Source organism: Pseudomonas arabinosi (genome assembly GCF_047758675.1).
Lineage (GTDB): Bacteria > Pseudomonadota > Gammaproteobacteria > Pseudomonadales > Pseudomonadaceae > Aquipseudomonas > Aquipseudomonas arabinosi.
The window spans coordinates 6,188,785-6,212,273 of record NZ_CP180480.1 but is presented as its reverse complement, the minus strand read 5'-3'; the positions used below and the strand labels follow the sequence as shown (position 1 = coordinate 6,212,273).

Sequence of the window (23,489 nt, the reverse complement as noted above, 5' to 3'; positions counted from 1 at the left end):
ACTAGTGATGATCAAATCAAGAGAGGGATTTTTAAATGAACGAAACTTTCCGAAGCCTCATGCTTGGGCATAAAGGTGATGAAGTTGACAGCGCTGTTGAGTTGGCGAAGGCGAGTGGCACATTAGACGAGTTGCATGAGATTGTGCAGGCTATCCCGTCCATACGTGAGGTGGTTCGTCAGGCGCTTTCTGTGGCGATGTCGCGCTTGAGCAATGGCATCGATATCGACAAGGTTTATATCAATCGCGGCAAGGCATCATCTGGTATGGGTCTGCGTCCAACCGGTACGTTGAGCGAAGTGCTGCTTTATTGTCTGGAATTTCATGTCTTGCCTGGTTACGTTCAGGGAGACGATGGTGTTTATTATGTTCCGGATACGCTGGATGAAAAATTCAAAGTTCATGGATTGGGGATCATTGCTGTCGAGGAGGCCATTACAAAAGTCTTGCTGTCGCTTGAAAACCATTTGAAGTCTGCGCTGGATAAACACTGGAGCAGTTCTGCGGTAACCGCAGGTGGGGCGCTCAGTAACAAAAACGCGCTACAGGAAAACCTGACTCAGGTACTGATGGCCGAGCTGTCTCTGAGTGTGATGACGGATGTGCTGAAGGAACCTGAAGCGTTACGTGTTGCCGAGTTGATGGAAGCCGATACGCCGACCTTTTTTGCTATAAAAACCGGCGCCACTCACGCCGCGGTAAATTCATTGGGATCGAGTTTTGTAGTTGACAGGTCGTTTCTTTCGCTGTCAGAAATCAAGCCGTCGCCGGATTTATTTGGTTGGATTTTATACACGCCGAACAGCGGTTATGAGTATTTCCAAAGCAGTTTGCAGATGCATGAAACGTTGTGCAGTCGTTTCTCGCTTGGCGCCAATGAAGTGACTTATCCGTTGTTGTCAAAAAGCGTGTTTTCTCATTACGTCGACGCCTGCTTGCGGGAGCAGCGTGCAGCCATTGGCGACCTTGTAACTGCTCGGGAAAAGAAACAGCAGGACTGGCTACCTAATCTGGTCAGCAATCAAAAATTGAACGTGCTCTGGGGCTCTGCCAACGCTCGCTACGCCACACTGAAAGCAGCAATCAAACGTAGGGAGTGGCCGGAATGGTTGAAAAAGGCTGGCGACAACGTCCAGCAACGTTATCTCGAACTTGAGCACTCGAAAGAGAATTACGAGCTTCAGTACCAGTCCGAATTTGAGCGACTGTTTTCGCTGAACAACTATGTCCTGCGTAGATTCGAAGAGTGGGCCATGAACTCGCTCGGTGAAAAACTGAACCCGGACAAGATAAAAGTTTGCAGCCTTTACAATATTCGAGTCGGTGAGCGCACGATCGAACAGAAAGACACCCGCACCCTGACCGAATTTCTTCTCACGGGTTTACATGACGCAGCCAAAAGGGCAGAACTCACTATAGAGGGTGCTCCTGCTGGCAGTTTGCTGCGGGGTTCGCTCGAGCATTGGCTGAATAATCGTGATTTGCGCGTGGAGTTTGTGTCTTCTCTCCCGCCGGCCGCCCCTGCAACCTTTCAGGTTGCGCTGGCGGACTGTTTGCACAGTCGCATGGAATATGCCCTATTCGTTGCGCGCAATCGCGGCATCTATCAGGACTCGGAAGTAGAATTGATCCAACGCGGTATGGCGGGTGATCCACGGGTTCTGATCAAAGGAGTGAATATTGACAGACGTCATTCGACGCCATTGAAAGACGTGTTGGTGTTTCTCTTGCCCAATACCCGTGCTTACTACGTGTGTTTGAAAACACCTGAAAACAACTTCGAGTTTTTGAAGTTTGTCGATGACTGGACTTTCATCAAATGGTTTCAGGAAACGTTGTCGCGTGATCGCCGTTTTGCCGAGTCGATCATCAGGCCGAGTGAACTCGACGACTCGGCGGTACTGGGTGCGCACTTTAATGGAGAGTTGGGTTATCACTATAAACTGAGTTACACCCATGGTGAGCTTGGTCTGGATGTGCAGCAACCTCTGATGCGCTACGTGGACTTCCTCTACTCCTTTGAAGTCTTGTTGCTCAGTGCGGTGGCTCCTCTCGGTTATTGCCAGGCCGGCATTGGCCTGAGGCAGAGTTTTGCACGACTGGATACCGAATTAAGAGCGTTGGCAACCGTTGAAGCGCGTGAAAACACCTTTCCATCCTTCGAAACTTACACCCGAGATTTGATCAAGAACCGGCTGCAAGCCGTACTGAAAATGAAAGGGGAGGATGCTGATATCGATCCTGATCGAATCATCGTTCAGACCGATGATTTTACCAAGGACCTGACCAGTGTTCTGGTAGAAGAACTTACTTTCGCAGCACCTCACCCGGCTTACCAGGTTCCGGGGAGTAATCCTAAGTTCTATCTGAAAAGCGGCCATCCCGCCGTCAGCAAACTGGATATACGTGACCTCGCTCATCTGTCGGTCACGCTGCACCCGGATGACAATTACACGCAGATGCTCAAGGATGATTACCGCACTCTTGACACCGCTGCGTACAAATTCAAGCGTGCGGTACATGCGAAAAAAATTCGCTGTGAGATGCACCGCGCCGTTCTTTTTGAATTTTTCAATGGTCGAATCAACCTGCAGACGCTGCCGGCTTTCCAGCGTGTCATTGATGGTTTGGCAGAAAGCACCGATTCCAAATATTCTGCGCAACGGATTTCGGAGATCGAGGGGATTTTTTCACTGGTTCTTTTGAACAGTCGCGTGGTGGAAGGGGTGTACATCTTCCGTCTCAAAATTAACGCAGGCTTCCACGATTACCTCTACACGCCGAATGCACCTGACCAGAAATCATTTCGTCCCATCCAAGAGTTTGTCGGTTCTATCCGCCACCGTGCCGGTCCGTTCCGGGAGTACTACATCAAGCGGGTGCTGATCGAAGATCAAAAGGTGGTGAACGATTATTTTGACAAACTCCAAGCAACCGTTGACACGCTCAAGCCTTTACAACCCAGCGGCATGTATCGGGTCGTGGACTTGTATGGTTTTCATTACTACAAAGTTGAGCGTGCTTTACGCAACATCGATGAACGCACGACCAGTTTCAAGGAGTTTATCGGAGGGCTGATATACGACTCATTGATGTTGACCGCGGGGCTTGTCGCTCTGTTTGTTCCTCCCGTCGGCGTGGCGATTACGGCTGTCACCATGCTGAAAAGTGCTCATAGTGCTGCCGAGGCTTACCGCAGGGGGGATTACAGCGGCGCTATCTGGCACGGTAAGGATATGTTGGTGGCACTGATCGGCCTGGGTAAAGCCGCCGCGTTGGCGCAAACCGGGAGCAAAGTGGTAACCCCTCAACTCACTCGTGCCCAGCAATCGCTGTTCAGCACGGTAAACGATGCCTGGGTGGTGACGGACTGGGTGGCCAAGGCAATGGGGCAGGACTCCGGGAAAGAGTTTCTGCTCGAATACATCAAAGGCGTGATGGCAGAGCACCCAGTCAACTCGAGTGAAACGACGGTCCGCTGAAAGGTAGCGGGCAAGCGCTGCGAAGTGCTTGTCCCGCACAGCATCATTCAGCCGGCGCATACCCCATCCGCCAACTCACGGCCCGCGTCGCAGCCAGTAACCGCTGCGCCGCCGGGCCGTTTTCGTCGGCGTGAAACAACGACGCCGGGCCGACAATGGTCATCACCGCCGCCACATTCCCGACAGCATTGAACACCGGCGCCGATAACGCATCGACCCCCGGCATCAGCAAACCATGCACATGATGCAGACCGCGTTCGCGGATCTGTTCGCACAACGCCTTATAGGCCTGATCATCCGCCAGCGCATGGGTGGAACCGCTCTGCAGTTCCTGCTCACGCAAGTCCAGGGTTTCACGCTTCGGCAGATAGGCGCCGAACACCAGCCCCGTGGACGAACTGAGCAACGGCAACACCGAACCCAACTGCGTCACCACCGTCACCGCGCGCACCGCCGGTTCGATGTGAACCACGGTCGCACCCTGATTGCCCCAAACCGCTATAAAGCAGGTTTCATTCAGATCGTCACGCAACTCGGCCAGGGGCAGGGCGCCGACTTTCAGCACGTCCATACTGTTCAGAGCGGCGAGACCAACGCGCAAGGCTTCGCGGCCCAGACCGTAGTGGTTGGTGGCAGCATTCTGTTCAGCAAAACCGCTGGCAATCAGCGCCTGCAAATAACGGTGAACCTTGCTCGCCGGCATCTGTACGTGTTCGGCCAGGCGCGACAGTGAAGTCGATGGCGACAACTCAGCCAGGGCCTTGAGGATGTCGGTGCCGACCTCGGCCGAGCGGACTTTCTGTTTATCGTTGCTGCGCGGCGTTTCCATGGAGGCGGTCTGATCCCGGGACGAATGGGCGTCTTTATAGCTTGACGGTCAATACCAATCAAATTACGTTAAGCGTAATCGAATTACGATAAAAATAACCCGGGCGTGCCGAGACCTCTTCAACGGAGCGACAGGCCATTGCCTACTCCCTGTTCAGGAGGCTCCATGAACCTCGATTCAACGGCGCCCGAGCTGGCTTATCAGTCCGGCTTCGGCAACGAATTCAGCAGTGAAGCGTTGCCCGGCGCACTGCCTGTCGGCCAGAACTCCCCGCAAAAAGCCCCGTACGGTCTCTACACCGAATTGTTCTCCGGCACGGCGTTCACCATGGCTCGCAGTGAAGCGCGGCGCACCTGGATGTACCGCATTCAACCGTCGGCAAATCACCCTGCGTTCGTCAAACTGGATCGGCAACTGGCCGGCGGCCCGTTGGGTGAAGTGACCCCCAACCGTCTGCGTTGGAACCCGTTGGACATCCCGACCGAGCCCACCGATTTCATCGACGGGCTGGTGAGCATGGCCGCGAACTCGGGCGCGGAAAAACCGGCCGGGATCAGCATCTACAGCTACCGCGCCAACCGCTCCATGGAGCGCGTGTTTTTCAACGCTGACGGTGAACTGCTGCTGGTGCCTGAACTGGGACGCCTGCGCATCGCCACCGAACTCGGCGTGCTGGAACTGGAACCGCTGGAAATCGCCGTGCTTCCACGCGGTCTGAAATTCCGTGTCGAACTGCTCGACCCGCAGGCTCGCGGCTACATTGCCGAGAACCACGGTGCACCGCTGCGTCTGCCGGACCTCGGGCCGATCGGCAGCAATGGCCTGGCCAACGCGCGGGACTTCCTGACGCCGGTTGCGCATTACGAAAACCTCAAACAACCGACCACGCTGGTGCAGAAATTCCTCGGCCAGTTGTGGGGCTGCGAGCTCGATCATTCGCCGCTGAACGTGGTCGCGTGGCACGGCAATAACGTGCCGTACAAATATGACCTGCGTCGTTTCAACACCATCGGCACGGTCAGCTTCGATCACCCGGATCCATCAATCTTCACCGTCCTGACGTCACCGACCAGCGTCCACGGTCTGGCCAATCTTGACTTCGTGATCTTCCCGCCACGCTGGATGGTGGCCGAGAAAACCTTCCGTCCACCGTGGTTCCACCGCAACCTGATGAACGAATTCATGGGCCTGATCAAGGGCGAGTACGACGCGAAGGCCGAAGGCTTCGTGCCCGGCGGCGCGTCCTTGCACAGTTGCATGAGCGCCCACGGCCCGGACGGCGAAACTTGTACCAAGGCGATCAACGCCGAACTCGCGCCAGCGAAAATCGACAACACCATGGCCTTCATGTTCGAGACCAGCCAGGTGCTGCGCCCGAGCCGTTTCGCCCTGGATTGCCCGCAACTGCAAAACAACTACGATGCCTGCTGGGCCACGCTGCCCGCCACTTTCGACCCGACCCGGAGATAACCCATGACTCAGACTTCCATCACTCGTAGCTGGGTTGCCTCCGCCAACGGCCATGCTGATTTTCCTCTGCAGAACCTGCCGCTGGGCGTGTTCAGCGTGAAGGGTTCGGCACCGCGCAGTGGCGTGGCCATTGGCGAACATATCTTTGATCTGGAAGCTGCACTGGACGCCGGCCTGTTCGATGGCGTCGCAAAAACTGCAGTCGAAGCCACCCGTGGCGGCCAGTTGAATGTGTTCTTCGAACTGGGTCGTGACGCTCGTGTTGCCCTGCGCGAACGCCTGTTGGAACTGTTCAAAGAAGGCAGCACGCTGCACGGCAAGATTGAAGCCCAAGGCGCAAAATTGCTGCCACTGGCGGCGAATTGCGAGATGCACCTGCCAGCGAAAATCAACGACTACACCGACTTCTATGTCGGCATCGAGCACGCGCAGAACGTCGGCAAACTGTTCCGTCCCGACAACCCGTTGCTGCCGAACTACAAGTACGTGCCGATCGGTTATCACGGCCGCGCTTCGACCATTCGCCCGTCGGGCACCGATGTTCGTCGTCCGAAAGGTCAAACCTTGCCCGCCGGTCAGACCGAGCCGACTTTTGGCCCGTGCGCACGACTGGACTATGAGTTGGAACTGGGCATCTGGATCGGTCAAGGCAACGACATGGGCGACTCGATCGCCATCGGTGATGCCGCCGATCACATCGCTGGTTTCTGCCTGCTCAACGACTGGTCGGCGCGAGACATCCAGGCCTGGGAATACCAGCCGCTGGGGCCGTTCCTGTCCAAGAGTTTCATCACCAGCATCTCGCCTTGGGTCGTGACGGCCGAAGCGCTGGAGCCGTTCCGTCGTGCTCAGCCGGCACGTCCGGAAGGCGATCCGCAGCCGCTGCCGTATCTGTTCGACAAGCGCGATCAAGCGGCGGGTGCCTTCGACATCGAACTGGAAGTGCTGCTGCTCACCGAAGGCCTGCGCGAGCAAAAACTGCCGGCCCATCGCCTGACCCTCAGCAACACCAAACATATGTACTGGACCGTGGCGCAAATGGTCGCGCACCACAGCGTCAACGGCTGCCAGTTGCAGGCCGGTGACCTGTTCGGTTCGGGCACCTTGTCGGGGCCGGAGAACGGTCAGTTTGGTAGCCTTCTGGAAATCACCGAGGGCGGTAAAAAGCCGATCGAACTGGCGTCCGGCGAAGTGCGTAAGTTCCTTGAGGACGGTGACGAAATCATCCTGCGCGCCCGTTGCACCCGCGACGGTTTTGCCTCCATCGGTTTCGGTGAATGCCGAGGCAAAGTGCTGCCGGCGCGCTAAGAGGATCGGGTCATGGAACTCTATACCTATTACCGTTCGACTTCGTCCTATCGGGTGCGCATTGCGTTGGCGCTCAAGGGGCTGGATTACCAGGCGCTGCCGATCAACCTGATCGCGCCGCCGGGTGGCGAACATCGACAGCCGCCGTATCTGAGTATTAATCCGCAAGGCCGAGTGCCGGCCTTGCGCACTGACGAAGGTGAGCTGTTGATCCAGTCGCCGGCGATCATTGAATACCTGGAGGAACGTTATCCACAGGTGCCGCTGCTCTCCAAAGACTTCGCGGCTCGCGCCCATGAGCGGGGTGTGGCGGCGGTGATTGGTTGCGACGTGCATCCGCTGCACAACGTCAGCGTACTCAACAAGCTGCGGCAGTTGGGCCACGATGAACCGCAGGTGGTGGAATGGATCGGGCACTGGATCAGCCAAGGGTTGGCGACGGTGGAGCAGTTGATCGGCGATGAGGGTTATTGCTTTGGTCCGACGCCTGGGCTGGCGGATGTTTACCTGATCCCGCAGCTGTACGCGGCCGAGCGCTTCAGCCTTTCACTTGAGGCGTATCCGCGGATTCGTCGAGTGGCGGCGTTGGCGGCGACGCATCCGGCGTTCATCAAGGCGCATCCGGCGAATCAGCCAGACACCCCTTAAAAACATCAGATCAAAAGATCGCAGCCTCGTTTCACTCGACAGCTCCTACAGGAAATCGCGACCCCCTGTAGGAGCTGTCGAGTGAAACGAGGCTGCGATCTTTTGCTTTTAATGAACGATTGAATTAGGCGGCAGGTGCCCTAATCGCTCAGTCAGGCGAATTCGCTGGATCGGGTCGTCACTGAGCAGCAGGGCATGCTCCAGGTCAAAGCGCTCGGCGTTCGGGCAATCCAGCCGTTGATAGAGGCTGGCCCGGGCCAGGTAGTCGGAGGCGCTGGCGTTGCCTAGTTCCAGCACTCGTTCGGCGTCGATCAGGGCGCCGATGCAGTCATCGTTGGAGAGGTGTAACTGACGCAGGTTGCGCGACAACCGCTGCAGCATTTGCACCGGCTCGGCGGTGAGCAAATGCTCGGCGCTGAGCTGCATGTTCGGGCCGTACTGGCGTTGCAGCAATTCCCGACAGTCGTTGGGGTACAAACGACGCCCGCCGCAAGGGTCGAGCAGGTGATCGGCGCCCGGTACCCGCAACAGGAAATGCCCGGGGAAGTTAACCCCGACCATGGGGATCTCCAGACCTTTAGCCAGTTCCAGGGCAATCAACCCAAGACTCAGTGGCTGCCCACGTCTGCGTTCCAGCACTTTATTGACCAGCGCGACTTGCGGACGCAATGGCGTGGAGTCGTCCTGCGCGAATCCCAGGTCATTCATACGCCGTAACAACGGCTGGGCCAACTCGCTGACCGGTAACATCGGCAAGCCATAACTGACCCGTTGTTGCAGGTCCTTGAAATCGTGCATCACCGCCTCGGGATTGACCTCCTTGTCGTGTTCAGCGGCAATCCACAGCGCCGCCTCGAACAGCGCGGGCGGTGAACGTTGCAGACAGTCGAAAAAACGTTGGCGGGGGGTCATCAAAATCTCCGGGTAATGCCTCGTTTTAGCCCCGTCTCCGCCATTCGTCCAGTGCCGGACATAGGTGGTTGCAGGTTATGTCCGAAAGTCTGCTTGGCGGCGTCGCTTATTCCGGTGCGCTTCTGCAATTTTCGGGCGCAAGCCTATACTGGCGACTACAAGAAGTGATTCGGGAGCCCTACGATGTTCGCTCTCATGCAAAGCACACGCCTTGAATCGCTGCATCTGAGCGTCGACTCGGTCACCGGGTTGAAGGCGGTCATTGCCATTCATAACAGCCGTCTGGGGCCTGCCCTGGGCGGGTGTCGTTACCTTGCCTATCCCAGCGACGAGTCCGCCGTCGAGGATGCGGTGCGCCTCGCCCAAGGCATGAGTTACAAGGCGGCGCTGGCCGGTCTGGCTCAGGGCGGTGGCGTGGCGGTGATTGTTCGCCCGGTCCATGTGGAAAACCGCGGCGCGCTATTCGAAGCCTTCGGGCGTTGCATCAATCAGCTCGACGGCCGCTACATCACCGCCATCGACAGTGGCACCTCGGTGGCGGACATGGATTGCATCGCCCAACAGACCCAGCACGTCACCAGCACCACCTCGGCGGGCGACCCCGCACCGCACGCGGCGATGGGCGTGTTCACCGGCATTCGTGCCACCGCCATGGCCCGTCTGGGCAGCGATAACCTCGAAGGCCTGCGAGTGGCGATTCAAGGGCTCGGCAACGTTGGCTATGCCCTCGCCGAACAGCTGCACGCCGCCGGTGCCGAACTGCTGGTCAGTGACATCGATCACGGCAAAGTGCAATTGGCGATGGAGCAACTTGGCGCTCACCCGATCGCCAACGACGCACTGCTCAGCACCCCTTGCGACATTCTTGCGCCCTGCGGCCTCGGTGGTGTGCTCAACAGTCACAGCGTGACGCAATTGCGCTGCGCAGCGGTGGCCGGTTCGGCGAACAATCAACTGACCCATCTGGAAGTCGCCGATCAACTGGAGCGGCGCGGCATTCTGTATGCGCCGGACTACGTGATCAATTCCGGCGGGCTGATCTACGTTTCGCTCAAACACCGCGGCGAAGAGCTCTCGACCATCACCGCACACCTGTCGAAAATCAGCTCCCGGCTGACCGAAGTCTTCGCCCATGCCCAGGCGGAAAAACGTTCGCCGGCCCGAGTGGCTGACGAGCTGGCGGAGAAAGTGCTGTACCGATGAAGGAGTGAGGGCCTATCCGGCAGACTTGCTCCCAAGGCCTGGCGCCACAAGCGTCAGGTTTGGATGACGCACGCTGACGCGGCGTGCCAGGAGCCCCTGTGATGCCTCACAAGGTTGAGCTGCCTTACACTCGTTTTTTATCCCCTGACGGCCAATTGCTCGGCGAACTTCCTGCCTGGGCCGATGATTTCAATTTACTGACGCGCCTTTATCGGCAGATGGTCCTGACCCGCCTTTTTGATCAGAAAGCCGTCGCCCTGCAACGCACCGGGCGCATTGGTACTTATGCGCCGACGTTGGGCCAGGAAGCCATTGGCGTCGCCGTCGGCAGCGTGATGCACGCCGAAGACGTGCTGATTCCGTATTACCGTGACACCGCCGTGCAGTTGATGCGCGGGGTGCGCATGGAAGAAATCCTCCTGTACTGGGGCGGCGACGAGCGCGGCAGCGACTTTGCCGAACCGGCGGCGGCCCAGGACTTTCCGATCTGTGTGCCGATTGCCACCCAGGCCTTGCATGCCTGCGGCGTTGCCAGTGCGTTCAAAATCCGCGGCGAACATCGGGTCGCCGTCACCACCTGCGGTGACGGCGCCACCAGCAAAGGCGATTTCCTCGAAGCCCTCAACGTCGCCGGTGCCTGGCAGTTGCCGGTGGTGTTCGTGGTCAATAACAACCAATGGGCGATCTCGGTGCCTCGGCGAATTCAGTGCGGCGCCCCGACGCTGGCACAGAAGGCGATCGGTGCCGGGTTCCACGGGGAGCAGGTCGACGGCAATGACATGCTCGCGGTTTACGACCGAGTACAAGTGGCCCTCGAACGGGCGCGTCACGGTAAAGGCCCGGTGTTGCTGGAATGCCTGAGCTATCGCCTCGGCGACCACACCACAGCCGACGATGCCACACGCTACCGACCGGCAGATGAGGTCAAACAAGCCTGGCTCGAAGAACCGGTCAAACGCCTGCAACGTTTCATGGTCGGCCAGGGCGTGTGGGACGAAGGCCGCGAACAGACGCTGATCAGCGAATGCCAGGGCCTGGTGCAGCGGGCTGTGGATAACTTCGAAGCGGCGGGGACTCAGGCGCCCGAATCGGTCATGGATCACGTCTACGCCCAATGGCCGGCGTCCCTCGCCGGGCAGCGTGAAGAGTTGCTCGAAAGGGTGGTGCGCCGCGCGGGAGATTCGAGCCATGAGTAACGGCAAAGTCACGTTGCTGGAAGCGGTGAATCTCGCGCTGCATCGGGCGATGAGCGAAGACGAGAACGTCATCGTCCTCGGTGAAGACGTCGGGGTGAACGGCGGCGTGTTTCGCGCCACCCAAGGGCTGCGCGACAGCTTTGGCTTCAAGCGAGTGATTGACTCGCCGCTGGCCGAAACCATGCTCGGCGGACTGGTGGTCGGCATGGCCGCACAGGGCCTGAAACCCGTGGTGGAAATCCAGTTCATGGGGTTCATCTACGCCGCCATGGAGCACCTGGTGTCCCACGCCAGCCGCATGCGCAATCGCACACGCGGGCGGATCACGTGCCCGATGGTCATGCGCACGCCGATGGGCGCAGGGATTCGCGCGCCGGAACATCACAGCGAAAGCACTGAAGCCCTGTTCGCGCATATTCCGGGGCTGCGGGTGGTGATTCCGTCATCGCCGGCCCGGGCTTATGGCTTGTTGCTGGCGGCCATCGATGACCCGGACCCGGTGGTGTTTCTTGAACCGACCCGGCTCTATCGCATGAACCCGCAAACGCTGGTGGATGACGGTAAACGCCTGCCGCTGGACAGCTGTTTCACCCTGCGCGAAGGCAGCGACATCACGCTGATCAGTTGGGGTGCCAGTGTGCTGGAAACCCTGCAAGCCGCCACCGCATTGGCCGAGCGGGGCGTCTCGGCGGAAGTGATCGATGTCGCGAGTATCAAGCCGCTGGACCTCGACACGATGGAAGCCTCGGTGCGCAAGACCGGTCGTTGCGTGATCGTTCATGAAGCGCCGCGCTCCTGCGGCGTCGGTGCGGAAATCTCCGCGAGCCTCTACGAGCGGGTGTTGCTGGAATTGCAGGCACCGATCCAGCGGGTTACCGCGCCGGACATTCCGCCGCCGCTGTATCGACTGGAATCTCTCTATATGCCCAACGCCGAAGACATTTTGCTGGCCTGCGACAACGTCTTGCACTTTTCCTGAACCCAAGGAGGCCGCGATGAAATATTTCAAACTGCCGGATCTGGGCGAGGGTTTGCAGGAGGCGGAAATCGTCCGTTGGCACGTCGCAGTCGGCGATACCGTCAAGGCTGATCAACTGCTGGTGTCGGTGGAAACCGCCAAGGCGCTGGTGGATATCCCTGCACCCTATGACGGCGTGGTGGCAAAACTCTACGGCGGCGAGGGCGACATTATTCACGTCGGTGAACCCTTGCTCGGCTACGAAGGCGAAGCCGATGCGGGCACCGTAGTGGGGCGACTCGAAGGTGGCGGCAGCAGTCAGGAGGACTCGTTTTTCATCGGGGCGGCCCCCTCGACCCGAGAGCACCTGGCGACTCGCGCCACACCGGCCGTGCGGCAACTGGCTCGGCAGCTCGGTGTGGAGTTGAGCGGGTTGACGGGCTCTGGCCACGAGGGGCTGATTACCCGCACGGATGTGGAAAACGCGGCTCAAACTGAACTGGATCGCTTCGGCGGCGAACGGTTGCGCGGTGTACGGCGCAGCATGGCGCTGAACATGGCCCGGTCCCACGCCGAAGTCGTGCCCGTGACGATTTTCGGTGACGCCGACCTGCATCGCTGGGGTCAGGCCCGCGAACCGCTGATTCGTCTCGCCAAAGCGATGGCGGCCGCGTGCGCCGTGGAGCCGGTGCTCAACAGCGCCTTCGACGGCAAAAGCCTGTCGCTCAAACAACACGAATGGCTCGACCTGGGCATCGCCGTGGACACCCCGGACGGCTTGTTCGTGCCAGTGCTGCGCGATGTTGGTCATCGCACCTCGGCTGAGTTGAAGGAAGGCGTCATGCGATTAAGGGCCGACGTACAGGCGCGATCGATTCCACCCAGGGAAATGATGGGGGCGACCCTGACGCTGTCGAATTTCGGCACCTTGTTCGGTCGCTACGCCAACCCGGTGGTGGTGCCGCCGCAAGTGGCAATCCTCGCCGCTGGCGCGATCCGCGACGAACCGGTGGCGGTCGATGGGGCGGTCGTGGTGCATCCGGTCCTGCCGCTGTCCCTGACCTTCGATCATCGCGTGGTGACGGGCGGCGAGGCGGCGCGTTTTTTCAAGGCGCTGGTCGAGGCGCTGGAACAACCCGAAGCCTAGGTTTTTCGCAGGCATGAAAAAGGCCCTGAGTCATTTGACTCAGGGCCTATTCAATTCGGGCGTTGCTTACTTGGCAGCCTTGGGCGCTTTGGCTGGCTTGGTCGTCTCAGCGACTTCAACAGGTGCAGGTGCCTCAACGGGTGCAGCCTTTTCAACGACTTCAGCAGGCGCGTTGAGCAATTCGGACAACGCGTCCGGCTGGCTCTTGAACGCCTTGGCGAACACATCGCGATTCTTCGCCATGTAGATCCCGGCTTCTTCCACTTGCTGCTCGGTCAGGGACGGAACCGCTTTTTGCAACACTTCGGCCAGCAACTCGGCCAGTTCGAGCATTTTGTCATGACGGTCAGCTTCGGCTTTATCCATGAACAAGCGCTCCAGATCTCGGCTGCTGCGGTATACCACTTCGACGGCCATTCACCACCTCACATGCCTTCACATTAAGTTGTCTTATTCGACCACTGTATTTATATACAGCGAAAAGGATAAGCGAATCCCTGCGCTTTGGGTAGTGGCTTTTTAATGTAGACCGAATTCAGGTGGTCTGCGCAAAACCTGTGGGAGCCGAGCTTGCTCGCGATGAGGCCCTCGAACGCTCCACAAAAGTGTCCAATGGCAGCCCATCGCCATCTCACCCAACAGCCTCTGGCCTTTTTTCTGCATGCAGAACAACCGTCACGTCAAACCCGCATCATCCGCTCGAACCGAGCTAAGGAAGAATCATCGTGAAAATCAACTGGGCCGAGAACCTGCGGCAGAACGTGCACCAACTGGCCGAGTCCCTGGGCAATCTGTTCGTCGAGACCTTCCACTACCTGGCGCTGTTCGCCATCGGTGCCGTCACCGCGTGGGCGGCGGTGATGGAATTTCTGGGGATGATCGAAGAAGGGCACATCAAGATCGATGACATCTTGCTGCTGTTCATCTACCTGGAACTGGGGGCGATGGTCGGGATTTACTTCAAGACCAACCACATGCCGGTGCGCTTCCTGATCTACGTGGCGATCACGGCGCTGACGCGACTGCTGATCTCCAACGTCTCGCACCACAACCCACCGGACATCGGCATCATCTACCTGTGCGGCGGGATTCTGCTGCTGGCGTTTGCGATTCTGGTGGTGCGTTACGCCTCGTCGCAATTTCCTTCGGTGAAGATCGCACACCCGCAACGCAAGGTCGGTGCGGGTTCCGGCGAGCATCCCGAAGTGGAGAAGGGCGAGATTTAAAGCCGCATGGCTGGCCGGCTGTGGCCTTTGACGCGTGGCGGCGGCAGGTTGTGATTGTCGCCGTTGGTCATGGCTTCGAGGATAGCCACGGCGCTGTGGCCCTGTTCGATAGCAATGCCGAACTGAATGCTTTGCACCAGGCGTTTGAGGCGCTGGGGGTCATTGCGTTGTTCGGCGCTGATCATCCGTTTGGCGACCACGTGGCCGCTGTTGGACAGGGTCAACATGATGCTGCCATCCAGACCCTGAATGCTCAGGTTGATCTGATAATCCGCTGCAAAAGCATCGGTAATGAGCTGAAAAGGGTTGTCCATGATGCGTTACCGCCTGATTGAACGTGCAGTTGTTGACCCGCCGTGATCGGGATTAGTTCGCAACACCAGACCACCGGCACGTCGCTCGCTGAGGTTTTCATAAGTCCTTTTGCCTCACAGGTGACATAGCAAGGGGCATGCCGGAAAAATTGTCGAACAATAGACACGGCAAAAAAGAGGCGGGCTCTGTGGCCCGCCTTCTTTTTGCCTGCCCGTTTCAGGGCATGAATGAGTAGATGATCGCAGACAGTGCAATCAAACCGATCAGCACCACGAACACGTTCGAGGCCTGCCCGGAATACTGGCGCAAGGCCGGCACGCGGCGGATGGCGTACATCGGCATCAGGAACAACAGGCACGCGATGATCGGCCCGCCGAGGGTTTCGATCATGCCGAGGATGCTCGGGTTGAAGGTCGCCACGGCCCAGCAGCTGAGGATCATGAACAGCGCGGTCACGCGGTTCAGCCAGCTCGCCGACATCACCCGGCCACGGCCGCGCAGGCTTTTCACGATCAGCCCCTGAAAGCCTTCGCTGGCGCCAATGTAATGGCCGAGGAACGACTTGGTGATCGCCACCAGCGCAATCAGCGGCGCAGCGTATGCGATGACTGGCGTCTGGAAGTGGTTGGCCAGGTACGACAGGATCGAGATGTTCTGCGCCTTCGCCGCCGCCAAATCAGCCGGGGACAGGGCCAGCACGCAGCTGAAGCAGAAGAACATCACCGTCACCACCATCATCGCGTGGGCGATGGCGAGGATGCCGCTGCTTTTGCGTTCGGCCTGTTCGCCGTAGCGCTGTTTCTGGTCGACGGCGAAAGCGGAAATGATCGGCGAATGGTTGAACGAAAATACCATCACCGGGATTGCCAGCCATAAGGTCTTGAAGAACAGCGGCATCGGCATGCCTTCACTGGCAGTGGCGAAGAATGCGCCGTTCCAGTTCGGGATCAGGCTCAAACCGAGCAGCAGCAACGCCGCGACAAACGGGTAAACCAGCACGCTCATGCATTTGACGATGACACCCTGGCCGCAACGGACGATCGCCATCAGACCGAGGATCAGCACCAGCGACAGAATCGCCCGCGGTGGCGGGGCGATGTGCAACTGATGCTCCATGAAGCTGCTCAAGGTGTTGGTCAGCGCCACGCTGTACACCAGCAGAATCGGGAAGATCGCGAAGAAATACAGGAGCGTGATCAGCTTGCCGGCACCGATGCCGAAGTGTTCTTCCACCACTTCGGTGATGTCTCCGGAGCGCCCGGACAGCACGAAGCGGGTCAGGCCGCGGTGGGCGAAAAAAGTCATCGGAAACGCCAGCACTGCCAGGATCAGCAGCGGCCAGAAGCCGCCCACGCCGGCGTTGATCGGCAGGAACAGCGTGCCGGCACCGATGGCGGTGCCATAAAGGCCAAGCATCCAGGTGGTGTCGTGTTTACTCCAGCCTTTGTGGGTTATTTCGCTATTGCGTGTCAGGTCTACAGCAGGATTATCGGCAGCAGGTGTACGTACATCGGTCATCGTTTGGCCTCGTTATTGTTCTTGCTCGGGCTCACGTGCGGACGGTCAGGGAGTGCTCCTCAGCACTCCACCCAGCTAACAGCCAGGCCGCCCCGTGAAGTCTCTTTGTATTTGTCATGCATGTCGGCGCCGGTATCGCGCATGGTGCGGATCACCCGGTCCAGGGAAATGAAGTGTTTGCCGTCGCCGCGCAGGGCCATTTGCGTGGCGTTGATCGCCTTCACGGCAGCAATTGCGTTGCGCTCGATGCACGGCACTTGCACCAGCCCGCCGACCGGGTCGCAGGTCAGGCCGAGGTTGTGTTCCAGGCCGATTTCGGCGGCATTTTCCAGTTGCTCGGGCGTGGCGCCGAGTATGTCCGCCAGACCGGCGGCGGCCATGGCGCAGGCGGAGCCAACTTCGCCTTGGCAGCCAACTTCGGCGCCAGAGATAGAGGCGTTTTTCTTACAGAGAATGCCTACAGCCGCAGCGCCCAAGAAGAACGCCACCACGTCATCGTCCGACGCGTCCGGGTTGAATTTCATGTAGTAATGCAGCACCGCCGGAATGATCCCCGCCGCGCCGTTGGTCGGCGCCGTGACCATGCGCCCGCCGGCCGCGTTTTCTTCGTTTACGGCGAGGGCAAACAGGTTCACCCACTCCATGGCCGACAGCGTGGAGGTAATGACATTCGGCTTGCCGATTTCCAGCAGGCTGCGGTGCAATTTCGCCGCGCGACGGGGAACATTCAGACCGCCGGGCAGGATGCCTTCGTGACGCAGGCCTTGCTCGACGCATTCGCGCATCACCGACCAGATGTGCAGCAGGCCCTTGCGGATTTCGGCTTCGCTGCGCCAAGCCAATTCATTGGCCATCATCAACTCGGAAACGCGCAGGCCGTGCTGGTTGCAGAGCTTGAGTAGTTCGGCGGCGCTGGAGAAATCGTAGGGCAGCACCACATCACTGGTAGGCGCGATGCCGGACTCGGCTTCGGCCGCTTCGATGATGAAACCGCCGCCAATCGAGTAGTACGTTTGCTCAGATAGCTCACCGGTTTCACCAAAGGCTGTCAGGGACATCGCATTGGGGTGGTAGGGCAGGCTCTCGTCGAGCAGCAGGAGGTCGCGTTGCCAGTTGAAGGCGATGGTCGTTTTGCCTGCCAGAGACAGTTCGCCAGTTTCGCGCAGGGTCTGGATTCGGCCGTCGATGCTGGTCGGGTCGATGCTGTCCGGCCATTCGCCCATCAGGCCCATGACACAGGCGCGGTCAGTGGCGTGACCGACGCCGGTCGCCGACAGCGAGCCATAAAGTCGGATTTCCACGCGCCGTACGTCAGCCAGCAACTGTTGGTCAATCAGGGCTTGGGCGAAGGTTGCCGCGGCGCGCATTGGGCCGACGGTATGGGAACTGGACGGACCGATGCCGACTTTGAAGAGATCGAAAACACTGATAGCCATGCTAAAGCCTATACAAGCAATGGAAGAGAAATCGCTGCCATTTTTGTAGGACAAGCGCAATGTCGGCGATACTGCCTACCTCGGTCCTACGTGACCAACGAAACTTCCTAAGACAGCCTTTAGCAGGACTAAACAATGAGTCGCCAATTGCACGCCCAGACTTACGTCTGGCTGCACGTGTTTTCCTGTGCCGCGCGGCACTTGTCATTCACTCGATGCGCCGAAGAGCTGCACATCACGCCGGGTGCGGTCAGTCAGCAAATCCGACAATTGGAAGAGCGGCTGGGGTTTCGCCTGTTTCATCGTCGCGCTCGCGGCGTGGAGTTGAGCGCTGAAGGCCAGCGACTGGCCATTACTGTCAACGAGGCATACGGCAGCATTGATGCGGAATTGCGACGACTGGACGCCGGAATGATCAGCGGAATTTTGCGGGTGCGCTCGATCCCATCGTTCCTGAGCAAATGGCTGACACCCCGTCTGCCACGTTTGCAACAGCGATTCCCGGACATTCAATTGCGGCTGGTGGCCGAGGACAGCAGCGTGCCACTACACGAAGGCGACTTCGATTTGGCCATCGACCTGAATGACGGCAGCTATCCCGGTTTGTTATCCACAACCTTGCTCGACGAACAGATATTTCCGGTCTGTGCCCCAAGTCTGTTGCGTGGCCGGCCGCCTCTGCATGGTCCGGCGGACCTGATGCATTTTCCGTTGCTGCACGACATCACCGCCTGGCGCGGCAGTTACGAGTACGCGGAATGGGAGTTCTACCTCAACGCCATTGGCTTCGAAGGTGCGGACGTGCGGCGCGGGCACACCTTCAATCGTAATCACCTGACCATCGAAGCGGCGATTGCCGGCATGGGCGTGGCGATTGCGCGGCGAACGTTGCTTAACGATGAGCTGGAGCGGGGGACGTTGATCGTGCCGTTTGGCTTGGCGGTGCCGAATCACAAGCGTTACGTGCTGCTCTATGCGCCAGGGGCGCTGAGCCATCCGGGCGTGCGTGCGGTGCATGACTGGCTGGTGGAGGAGGCGGGGATATTTCGAAGCCTGCATCCGCTGGCGGAGCGGCAGATGTGAGCAATTGTGACAAAAGAGTCAGGCGACCCAACTCCCGACCTTAACAGCGCTTTTGCTCCTTGTCCGGCTTTTTTTGCGTATGAAAATTTATCTTTTTTTAGGGGTTGAATTGTTCTGCGAGCAGACCGATTGTGTAAGTAAGAGGTCACGGTGATGACGCCCAAGGGCCAGCCGAAGGGCCTCTCGCGAGCTAGCTGAAATAAGGGATGAACTATGCAAATCCAAGTCAACAGCGATAACCATATTCAAAGCAGCATCCGACTGGAGGAGTGGGTACGTACTACCATTGAGAGCACGCTCGAACGTTATGAAGAGGACCTGACACGCGTCGAGGTTCATCTGCGGGACGAGAACGGCGACAAGCCCGGTCCCCATGACATGCGCTGTCAGCTGGAGGCGCGGCCAAAAGGCCACCAACCGATTTCTGTAACCCATAAAGCCGACTCCCTGGAACTGGCGATCGACGGGGCGGCCGAAAAACTAGAACATGCGCTGGAACACCTGTTTGGCAAACTTCGGGGCAAACCACGTGCCGCTGTGGTCCCGTTCGAGAGAGTCGCAGCCGATGCGCTGCTGGAAGACGAGTTTCTCGAGAACGAACAGGCTGCGCAAAACGGCTGAAATTTGATTTGATTTTTACCTTCCACCCCTGACAAACGGGTCTGCTTATGCAGGCCCGTTTTTGTTTGTGCTGACTGACCGCTGGCTGCTGTAACAACGATCCCGTCGGATCTCTTTTGCACATGAGAATATTTATCATTAGTATTGCGACCTTGTTGGTCCCGTGACGTTCACGAGGCTTCACCCGTTTCAAGGTCGAAACATGAAAGGCAAAATCACCGCGCTCCCCGTTTCCTACCGACTGGCTGTCACTTCCCGAGTGCTGGCCGCTGTGCTGGGGGGTTACCTCGTCGCGGCATTGGCCAGTGTCAGCCTGACAATGTGGCTGCCCATGGCTCGCGGCGAAGCGGTGATCACCGGGATGATGACCTCGTTTCTGGTGTATCTGGTCGCCGTACTCTGGTGCTTTGCCTGTCGCAGTGCGTGGCAAGCCTGGTTCGGATTGATCGTGCCGAGCGTGGTTTTGGCGGCGGTGTCGGGGTTGGCCTACTGGATGGGCCACTGATGAAAGAGGGCTTTCGACAGGCCATGGCCTGGCTGCACACTTGGGCCGGGTTGATCTTCGGCTGGTTGCTGTTCGCGATTTTCCTGACCGGCACGCTCGCCTATTTCAAGGATGAGATCAGCCACTGGATGCAGCCGGAAATTCCCGCCCGTGCAGTGTCCTCCGAAGCCAGTCTGACCCTGGCCCTGCACTACCTCGAGCAGAACGCCGCAGGTGCCTCGCGATGGCTCATCGATTTACCGGATGCTCGCGAACCCGGGTTGTCGGTGAGGTGGCAGCAAGCACCGGCCAAGCCCGGCACGCGCGGTCAATTCACCGAAAAACTCCTCGACCCGCAAACCGGCGCAGAAGTGCAGGGCCGGGACACCCGCGGTGGCGAGTTCTTTTACCGCTTCCACTTTCAGTTGCAGATGCCCTATCCATGGGGGCGCTGGCTGTCGACGATCGCAGCGATGGTGATGTTCGTCGCGCTGATCAGCGGGATCATCACCCACAAGAAAATCTTCAAGGACTTCTTCACCTTCCGTCCGCGCAAGGGCCAGCGCTCCTGGCTGGACGGGCATAACGCGGTGGGCGTTCTGGTGTTGCCGTTTCATCTGATGATCACTTACAGCAGCCTGGTGATTTTCATGTCGATGGTGATGCCGGCGAGCATCGTCGCCTCTTATGGCGGTGACTTCGATACGTTTTACGATGAGGTGTTTCCTGCTTCCAGTGTCCCCGAACTTGCCGGTGAATCGGGTCAGTTGGCACCGTTGGCACCGCTGCTGGAACGGGCCAGCGAGCAATGGTCGGGCGGGCGGGCCGGGCGCCTGACGGTCAACAATCCAGGCGATGCGAATGCCTCGGTCATTCTTGTGCGTGACGGCGCCGACCGAGTGGTCCACGACTTTGGCAGCGCGTTGACATTCAATGGCGTGACCGGGCAGCTGCTCAGCATGACGCCGAAGCAAGCACTACCGATGGCGATTGCCAGCAGTTTCTATGGCTTGCACATGGGCCATTTCGCCGGTCCGGTGTTGCGCTGGTTGTACTTCATTTGTGGTTTGGCGGGCACTGCGATGATCGGCACCGGGCTGGTGATCTGGCTCGGCAAGCGTCAGCTCAAACATGCGAAGAGCGGTGTGATGCCGTTTGAATTGCGACTGGTGGAAGTCCTGAACATCGCCAGCATGTCGGGGTTGATGGTCGCCGTGGCGGCGTTCTTCTGGGCCAATCGATTGTTGCCGGTCGGAATGGCCGGGCGGGCGGATTGGGAAGTGAACAGCTTCTTCATCGTCTGGGGCTTGAGTGTGTTGCACGCCATGGTCCGCCGTGGTCGCGCCGCGTGGGTCGAACAGTTGGCGCTGGCGGCGTTGCTGTTCTGTGCGGTACCGCTGCTGAACGTGCTGACTACGCCTAATCACTTGGGCGTCACCCTGATGCAGGGCGATTGGGCCATGGCCGGTTTCGATCTGACGTGCCTGGGCAGTGGTCTGTTTTTCGCGTGGGCTGCGTGGAAAATGCAGCGCGCGGGGCAAGCCAGAGTCGTCACCCGATCGCGGGCGAAATCGATAATGCTTGAGCAAGAGGCGCACTGAATGTTCCTGGCCTTGTTGCTGTGCTACGGCGGTTTCACCGCGCTGTGTTTATCCATGGATCGGCATCACGCCGAATTGTTGGGACGCAAGACCTCGGCCCGTCGTCGCCAGGGGATGAAACTCAGCGGCTGGCTGTTGCTGGCGTTATCGCTGTGGGCTGCGGTGTCGTCGACGGGCTGGGGCCTTGGATTGGTGGAGTGGTTTGCGGTGTTGATGCTTAGCGCTTTGCTGCTGGTGTTGTTGATGCCGTATCGCCCGCGCCTGGCCTTGGCGTTGGCCGGGTTGAGCGTGCTCGCCAGCCCCGTCGCCGCGTTTGCGCAGGGCTGACCTGATGATCACCAGCCCCCCGGAATCCCATGACGACGAACATCGCGGTGCGCGTGCGCATTTCTTGCAGGTGTTCCTTTCCCAACGTTCGCAAATGGAAGCGCTGGTGAGCCGTCGTGTCGGTTGTCGGGCGACGGCCGCGGACCTGGTGCAGGACTTGTTCCTGCGCTTCTGGCGTCGACCGCTGGTGCAGGTCGAAGAGCTCAGCACTTACCTGTTGCGCTGCGCCGGCAACATCGCCATCGACCATTTGCGCAGCGAAGGCACGCGGGTGCGGGTCAACGAGGGCTGGATGCCGGATCAACCGGACAGCCACGGCAGCGAACCGCAAGCGGCGTTGGAGGCGGGCAACGACTTGCGTCACGTCGAAGCGGCGTTGCGCGCGTTGCCTGAGCGCACGCGGCAGATCTTTTTGCTCAACCGTATCCACGGGCGCAAATACGCCGAAATCGCCAAGGCCATGGGTTTGTCCCAAAGCGCCGTGGAAAAACATATGATGCGCGCCCTCGAGGCTTGCAAGGCCAGCCTGCGGGAACCTGAACCGCGCACGCCAGGGAAAGCACCGTGAACAACACCGAACGCGTCACCCCGACGCCTGCTCAGGAACAGGCGGCCTTCGCCTGGCTGAGTCTGTTGCATGACCAGCCCAGCAGCGGCGATCAGGCCACCTTCAGTCATTGGTTACAGGCCGACCCGGCCCATGCCGAGGCTTACGCTCAGGCGCAAGTGGTGTGGGAGTTGTCCGAAACGCCGGCCCGAACACTGGCCGATGAAGACGCGTTTGCCTTGCAGGGTTATCTCAATGCCATGAATCGCTCGCGCCGTACCAGCGTTCGGCGTTGGTCCGGGGCGTTGGCAATGGCCGCGTGTCTGGTGCTGATGATTGGCTTCGGCGCTGGCTGGCAACCGTCGCGCTGGGTCGATGATCTGGGTGCGGACTATGTGTCGGCGCCGGGGGAAGTTCGCACTGTCACGTTGGCGGATCACTCGCAAGTCACGCTTGATGCCGACAGCGCGATTGCGGTGGATTTCAGTCGTGGTGAGCGGCACGTTCAGCTGCGGCGCGGCGCCGGATTTTTCAGCGTGACCCACACCGGCGAGCCGTTCGTGGTGGGCGCTGAAAAGGGTCAGGCGCGGGTGCTGGGGACTCAGTTCGAAGTGCGTCTGCAACGGCACGGCGCGCAGGTCACGGTGTTGTCGGGGCGGGTTGGTGTGACGGCGGACAAGAACTCCGCGCAACAAATCCTCACCGCTGGCCAGCAAGTGGCCTATGGCGAGGGTTCGGCGGAAAAACTCCACAGTGTCGACAGCGAAGCGCAGTTGGCGTGGCGTCAGGGTTGGCTCAATTACTACAAGGCGACACTCGCTGATGTGGTGCAAGACCTGGGGCGGTATTACCCGGGACGGATTGTGCTGCTCAACGATGAGCTCGCGGCGCGGCGGGTCAGTGGCAGTTTTCCGAGCAAGGATCCGCAGGCGGTGTTGAGTTCGTTGCAGGGAGTCTTGGGGTTTGAGCAGCGCAAGGTTTTGGGGCATCTGATTATTTTGCGCTGAAGCAAAATCAAAAGATCGCAGCCTTCGGCAGCTCCTACAGAGGAACGCGTACTCATGTAGGAGCTGCCGAAGGCTGCGATCTTTTGATTTTTTTCAAATATTTTCAAAATTTCTGGTGAGGTAAACCCCGACGCCATCCGTGTAGTGACTGAAACTGCGAGTCATTCGCAT

Annotated in this window: 21 protein-coding genes and 1 pseudogene; 16 read left to right on the top strand and 6 right to left on the bottom strand. The window is 59.1% G+C overall.

The genetic code is table 11. The features are described from left to right. Positions 1-35: 35 nt before the first annotated feature. Complete coding sequence (locus ACMXYJ_RS28875; RefSeq protein ID WP_415757890.1) at positions 36-3,482, top strand: hypothetical protein; 3,447 nt, start codon at positions 36-38, stop codon at positions 3,480-3,482. 43 nt (positions 3,483-3,525) lie between these two features. Here ACMXYJ_RS28875 and ACMXYJ_RS28870 read toward each other — a convergent pair whose 3' ends face one another. Beyond that, positions 3,526-4,311, bottom strand: coding sequence for an IclR family transcriptional regulator (locus tag ACMXYJ_RS28870; RefSeq protein ID WP_415757889.1), 786 nt, complete (start codon positions 4,309-4,311; stop codon positions 3,526-3,528). A 165-nt stretch (positions 4,312-4,476) separates the two neighbouring features. Here ACMXYJ_RS28870 and hmgA point away from each other — a divergent pair, with 165 nt between their 5' ends. Genes hmgA through maiA form a run of 3 tightly spaced genes read left to right on the top strand, consistent with a single transcriptional unit; the run spans position 4,477 to position 7,737 of the window. Next, on the top strand, positions 4,477-5,781 hold the full coding sequence (gene hmgA / locus ACMXYJ_RS28865; RefSeq protein WP_415757888.1) for a homogentisate 1,2-dioxygenase: 1,305 nt from the start codon (positions 4,477-4,479) through the stop codon (positions 5,779-5,781). A 3-nt stretch (positions 5,782-5,784) separates the two neighbouring features. Next, entirely contained in the window at positions 5,785-7,089 is a 1,305-nt protein-coding gene (gene fahA, locus ACMXYJ_RS28860) for a fumarylacetoacetase (RefSeq protein ID WP_415757887.1), read from the top strand. 12 nt (positions 7,090-7,101) lie between these two features. Beyond that, the gene (maiA, locus tag ACMXYJ_RS28855) at positions 7,102-7,737 is read left to right on the top strand and encodes a maleylacetoacetate isomerase (RefSeq protein WP_415757886.1); all 636 of its coding nucleotides are present in this window, start codon (positions 7,102-7,104) and stop codon (positions 7,735-7,737) included. A gap of 108 nt (positions 7,738-7,845) precedes the next feature. On the opposite strand, the gene ACMXYJ_RS28850 is transcribed toward maiA, so the two are convergent. Next, complete coding sequence (locus ACMXYJ_RS28850) at positions 7,846-8,649, bottom strand: SirB1 family protein (RefSeq protein WP_415757885.1); 804 nt, start codon at positions 8,647-8,649, stop codon at positions 7,846-7,848. A 183-nt stretch (positions 8,650-8,832) separates the two neighbouring features. On the opposite strand from ACMXYJ_RS28850, the gene ACMXYJ_RS28845 reads away from it, so the two are divergent. From ACMXYJ_RS28845 to ACMXYJ_RS28830, 4 genes are all read left to right on the top strand, one after another. Continuing rightward, entirely contained in the window at positions 8,833-9,852 is a 1,020-nt protein-coding gene (locus tag ACMXYJ_RS28845) for a Glu/Leu/Phe/Val dehydrogenase family protein (protein ID WP_415757884.1), read from the top strand. A 101-nt stretch (positions 9,853-9,953) separates the two neighbouring features. Further along, complete coding sequence (gene pdhA, locus ACMXYJ_RS28840; protein ID WP_415757883.1) at positions 9,954-11,048, top strand: pyruvate dehydrogenase (acetyl-transferring) E1 component subunit alpha; 1,095 nt, start codon at positions 9,954-9,956, stop codon at positions 11,046-11,048. Next, positions 11,041-12,027 (top strand): alpha-ketoacid dehydrogenase subunit beta, encoded by a 987-nt coding sequence (locus tag ACMXYJ_RS28835; RefSeq protein ID WP_415757882.1) that lies wholly within the window; start codon positions 11,041-11,043, stop codon positions 12,025-12,027. Before pdhA ends, ACMXYJ_RS28835 begins: the two co-directional genes overlap by 8 nt. Before the next feature lie 16 nt (positions 12,028-12,043). Next, positions 12,044-13,153 carry a dihydrolipoamide acetyltransferase family protein gene (locus ACMXYJ_RS28830; protein ID WP_415757881.1) on the top strand — a complete coding sequence of 370 codons (1,110 nt, stop codon included), beginning with the start codon at positions 12,044-12,046 and terminating at the stop codon, positions 13,151-13,153. A gap of 162 nt (positions 13,154-13,315) precedes the next feature. On the opposite strand, the pseudogene ACMXYJ_RS28825 reads toward ACMXYJ_RS28830, so the two are convergent. Further along, positions 13,316-13,570, bottom strand: a pseudogene (locus ACMXYJ_RS28825) (YebG family protein); the annotation flags it as partial. A 308-nt stretch (positions 13,571-13,878) separates the two neighbouring features. Here ACMXYJ_RS28825 and ACMXYJ_RS28820 point away from each other — a divergent pair. Then, positions 13,879-14,379 (top strand): phosphate-starvation-inducible protein PsiE, encoded by a 501-nt coding sequence (locus ACMXYJ_RS28820; RefSeq protein WP_415757880.1) that lies wholly within the window; start codon positions 13,879-13,881, stop codon positions 14,377-14,379. On the opposite strand, the gene ACMXYJ_RS28815 is transcribed toward ACMXYJ_RS28820, so the two are convergent. The 3 genes from ACMXYJ_RS28815 to ACMXYJ_RS28805 all read right to left on the bottom strand — a co-directional run bounded on the left by ACMXYJ_RS28815 (position 14,376) and on the right by ACMXYJ_RS28805 (position 17,648). After that, positions 14,376-14,693, bottom strand: a complete 318-nt coding sequence (locus ACMXYJ_RS28815) for a DUF3509 domain-containing protein (protein WP_056743048.1) — start codon at positions 14,691-14,693, stop codon at positions 14,376-14,378. The two genes, ACMXYJ_RS28820 and ACMXYJ_RS28815, sit on opposite strands and share 4 nt — an antisense overlap. Positions 14,694-14,910: 217 nt before the next feature. Continuing rightward, the gene (locus tag ACMXYJ_RS28810; RefSeq protein ID WP_150658952.1) at positions 14,911-16,212 is read right to left on the bottom strand and encodes a serine/threonine transporter; all 1,302 of its coding nucleotides are present in this window, start codon (positions 16,210-16,212) and stop codon (positions 14,911-14,913) included. A gap of 59 nt (positions 16,213-16,271) precedes the next feature. Next, positions 16,272-17,648, bottom strand: coding sequence for an L-serine ammonia-lyase (locus ACMXYJ_RS28805; protein ID WP_415757879.1), 1,377 nt, complete (start codon positions 17,646-17,648; stop codon positions 16,272-16,274). 135 nt (positions 17,649-17,783) lie between these two features. On the opposite strand from ACMXYJ_RS28805, the gene ACMXYJ_RS28800 reads away from it, so the two are divergent. From ACMXYJ_RS28800 to ACMXYJ_RS28770, 7 genes are all read left to right on the top strand, one after another. Further along, positions 17,784-18,731: a LysR substrate-binding domain-containing protein gene (locus ACMXYJ_RS28800; RefSeq protein ID WP_008150625.1), complete on the top strand. Its 948-nt coding sequence runs from the start codon at positions 17,784-17,786 to the stop codon at positions 18,729-18,731. Positions 18,732-18,944: 213 nt separating this feature from the next. Continuing rightward, positions 18,945-19,352, top strand: coding sequence for an HPF/RaiA family ribosome-associated protein (locus ACMXYJ_RS28795; RefSeq protein ID WP_074873857.1), 408 nt, complete (start codon positions 18,945-18,947; stop codon positions 19,350-19,352). A 202-nt stretch (positions 19,353-19,554) separates the two neighbouring features. Further along, a complete protein-coding gene (locus ACMXYJ_RS28790) occupies positions 19,555-19,857 on the top strand; it encodes a DUF3649 domain-containing protein (protein ID WP_415757878.1) in 303 nt (100 codons plus the stop codon). Continuing rightward, the gene (locus ACMXYJ_RS28785; RefSeq protein ID WP_415757877.1) at positions 19,857-21,437 is read left to right on the top strand and encodes a PepSY-associated TM helix domain-containing protein; all 1,581 of its coding nucleotides are present in this window, start codon (positions 19,857-19,859) and stop codon (positions 21,435-21,437) included. Before ACMXYJ_RS28790 ends, ACMXYJ_RS28785 begins: the two co-directional genes overlap by 1 nt. Further along, positions 21,438-21,764, top strand: a complete 327-nt coding sequence (locus ACMXYJ_RS28780; protein WP_415757876.1) for a DUF3325 domain-containing protein — start codon at positions 21,438-21,440, stop codon at positions 21,762-21,764. Between the two features lie 4 nt (positions 21,765-21,768). Continuing rightward, positions 21,769-22,332, top strand: coding sequence for an RNA polymerase sigma factor (locus ACMXYJ_RS28775; RefSeq protein WP_095129391.1), 564 nt, complete (start codon positions 21,769-21,771; stop codon positions 22,330-22,332). Continuing rightward, positions 22,329-23,318, top strand: a complete 990-nt coding sequence (locus ACMXYJ_RS28770; RefSeq protein WP_415757875.1) for a FecR family protein — start codon at positions 22,329-22,331, stop codon at positions 23,316-23,318. Before ACMXYJ_RS28775 ends, ACMXYJ_RS28770 begins: the two co-directional genes overlap by 4 nt. The last annotated feature ends 171 nt before the right edge of the window (positions 23,319-23,489 follow it).

Coding starts and splice junctions, on each gene's coding strand:
- ACMXYJ_RS28850 (WP_415757885.1), bottom strand. CDS start 8,649: ATGACCCCCCGCCAACGTTTTTTCGACTGTCTGCAACGTTCACCGCCC.
- ACMXYJ_RS28815 (WP_056743048.1), bottom strand. CDS start 14,693: ATGGACAACCCTTTTCAGCTCATTACCGATGCTTTTGCAGCGGATTAT.
- ACMXYJ_RS28800 (WP_008150625.1), top strand. CDS start 17,784: ATGAGTCGCCAATTGCACGCCCAGACTTACGTCTGGCTGCACGTGTTT.
- ACMXYJ_RS28795 (WP_074873857.1), top strand. CDS start 18,945: ATGCAAATCCAAGTCAACAGCGATAACCATATTCAAAGCAGCATCCGA.
- ACMXYJ_RS28870 (WP_415757889.1), bottom strand. CDS start 4,311: ATGGAAACGCCGCGCAGCAACGATAAACAGAAAGTCCGCTCGGCCGAG.
- ACMXYJ_RS28830 (WP_415757881.1), top strand. CDS start 12,044: ATGAAATATTTCAAACTGCCGGATCTGGGCGAGGGTTTGCAGGAGGCG.
- ACMXYJ_RS28810 (WP_150658952.1), bottom strand. CDS start 16,212: ATGACCGATGTACGTACACCTGCTGCCGATAATCCTGCTGTAGACCTG.
- ACMXYJ_RS28775 (WP_095129391.1), top strand. CDS start 21,769: ATGATCACCAGCCCCCCGGAATCCCATGACGACGAACATCGCGGTGCG.
- ACMXYJ_RS28805 (WP_415757879.1), bottom strand. CDS start 17,648: ATGGCTATCAGTGTTTTCGATCTCTTCAAAGTCGGCATCGGTCCGTCC.
- ACMXYJ_RS28790 (WP_415757878.1), top strand. CDS start 19,555: ATGAAAGGCAAAATCACCGCGCTCCCCGTTTCCTACCGACTGGCTGTC.
- ACMXYJ_RS28845 (WP_415757884.1), top strand. CDS start 8,833: ATGTTCGCTCTCATGCAAAGCACACGCCTTGAATCGCTGCATCTGAGC.
- ACMXYJ_RS28835 (WP_415757882.1), top strand. CDS start 11,041: ATGAGTAACGGCAAAGTCACGTTGCTGGAAGCGGTGAATCTCGCGCTG.
- ACMXYJ_RS28875 (WP_415757890.1), top strand. CDS start 36: ATGAACGAAACTTTCCGAAGCCTCATGCTTGGGCATAAAGGTGATGAA.
- ACMXYJ_RS28780 (WP_415757876.1), top strand. CDS start 21,438: ATGTTCCTGGCCTTGTTGCTGTGCTACGGCGGTTTCACCGCGCTGTGT.
- fahA (WP_415757887.1), top strand. CDS start 5,785: ATGACTCAGACTTCCATCACTCGTAGCTGGGTTGCCTCCGCCAACGGC.
- hmgA (WP_415757888.1), top strand. CDS start 4,477: ATGAACCTCGATTCAACGGCGCCCGAGCTGGCTTATCAGTCCGGCTTC.
- pdhA (WP_415757883.1), top strand. CDS start 9,954: ATGCCTCACAAGGTTGAGCTGCCTTACACTCGTTTTTTATCCCCTGAC.
- ACMXYJ_RS28785 (WP_415757877.1), top strand. CDS start 19,857: ATGAAAGAGGGCTTTCGACAGGCCATGGCCTGGCTGCACACTTGGGCC.
- maiA (WP_415757886.1), top strand. CDS start 7,102: ATGGAACTCTATACCTATTACCGTTCGACTTCGTCCTATCGGGTGCGC.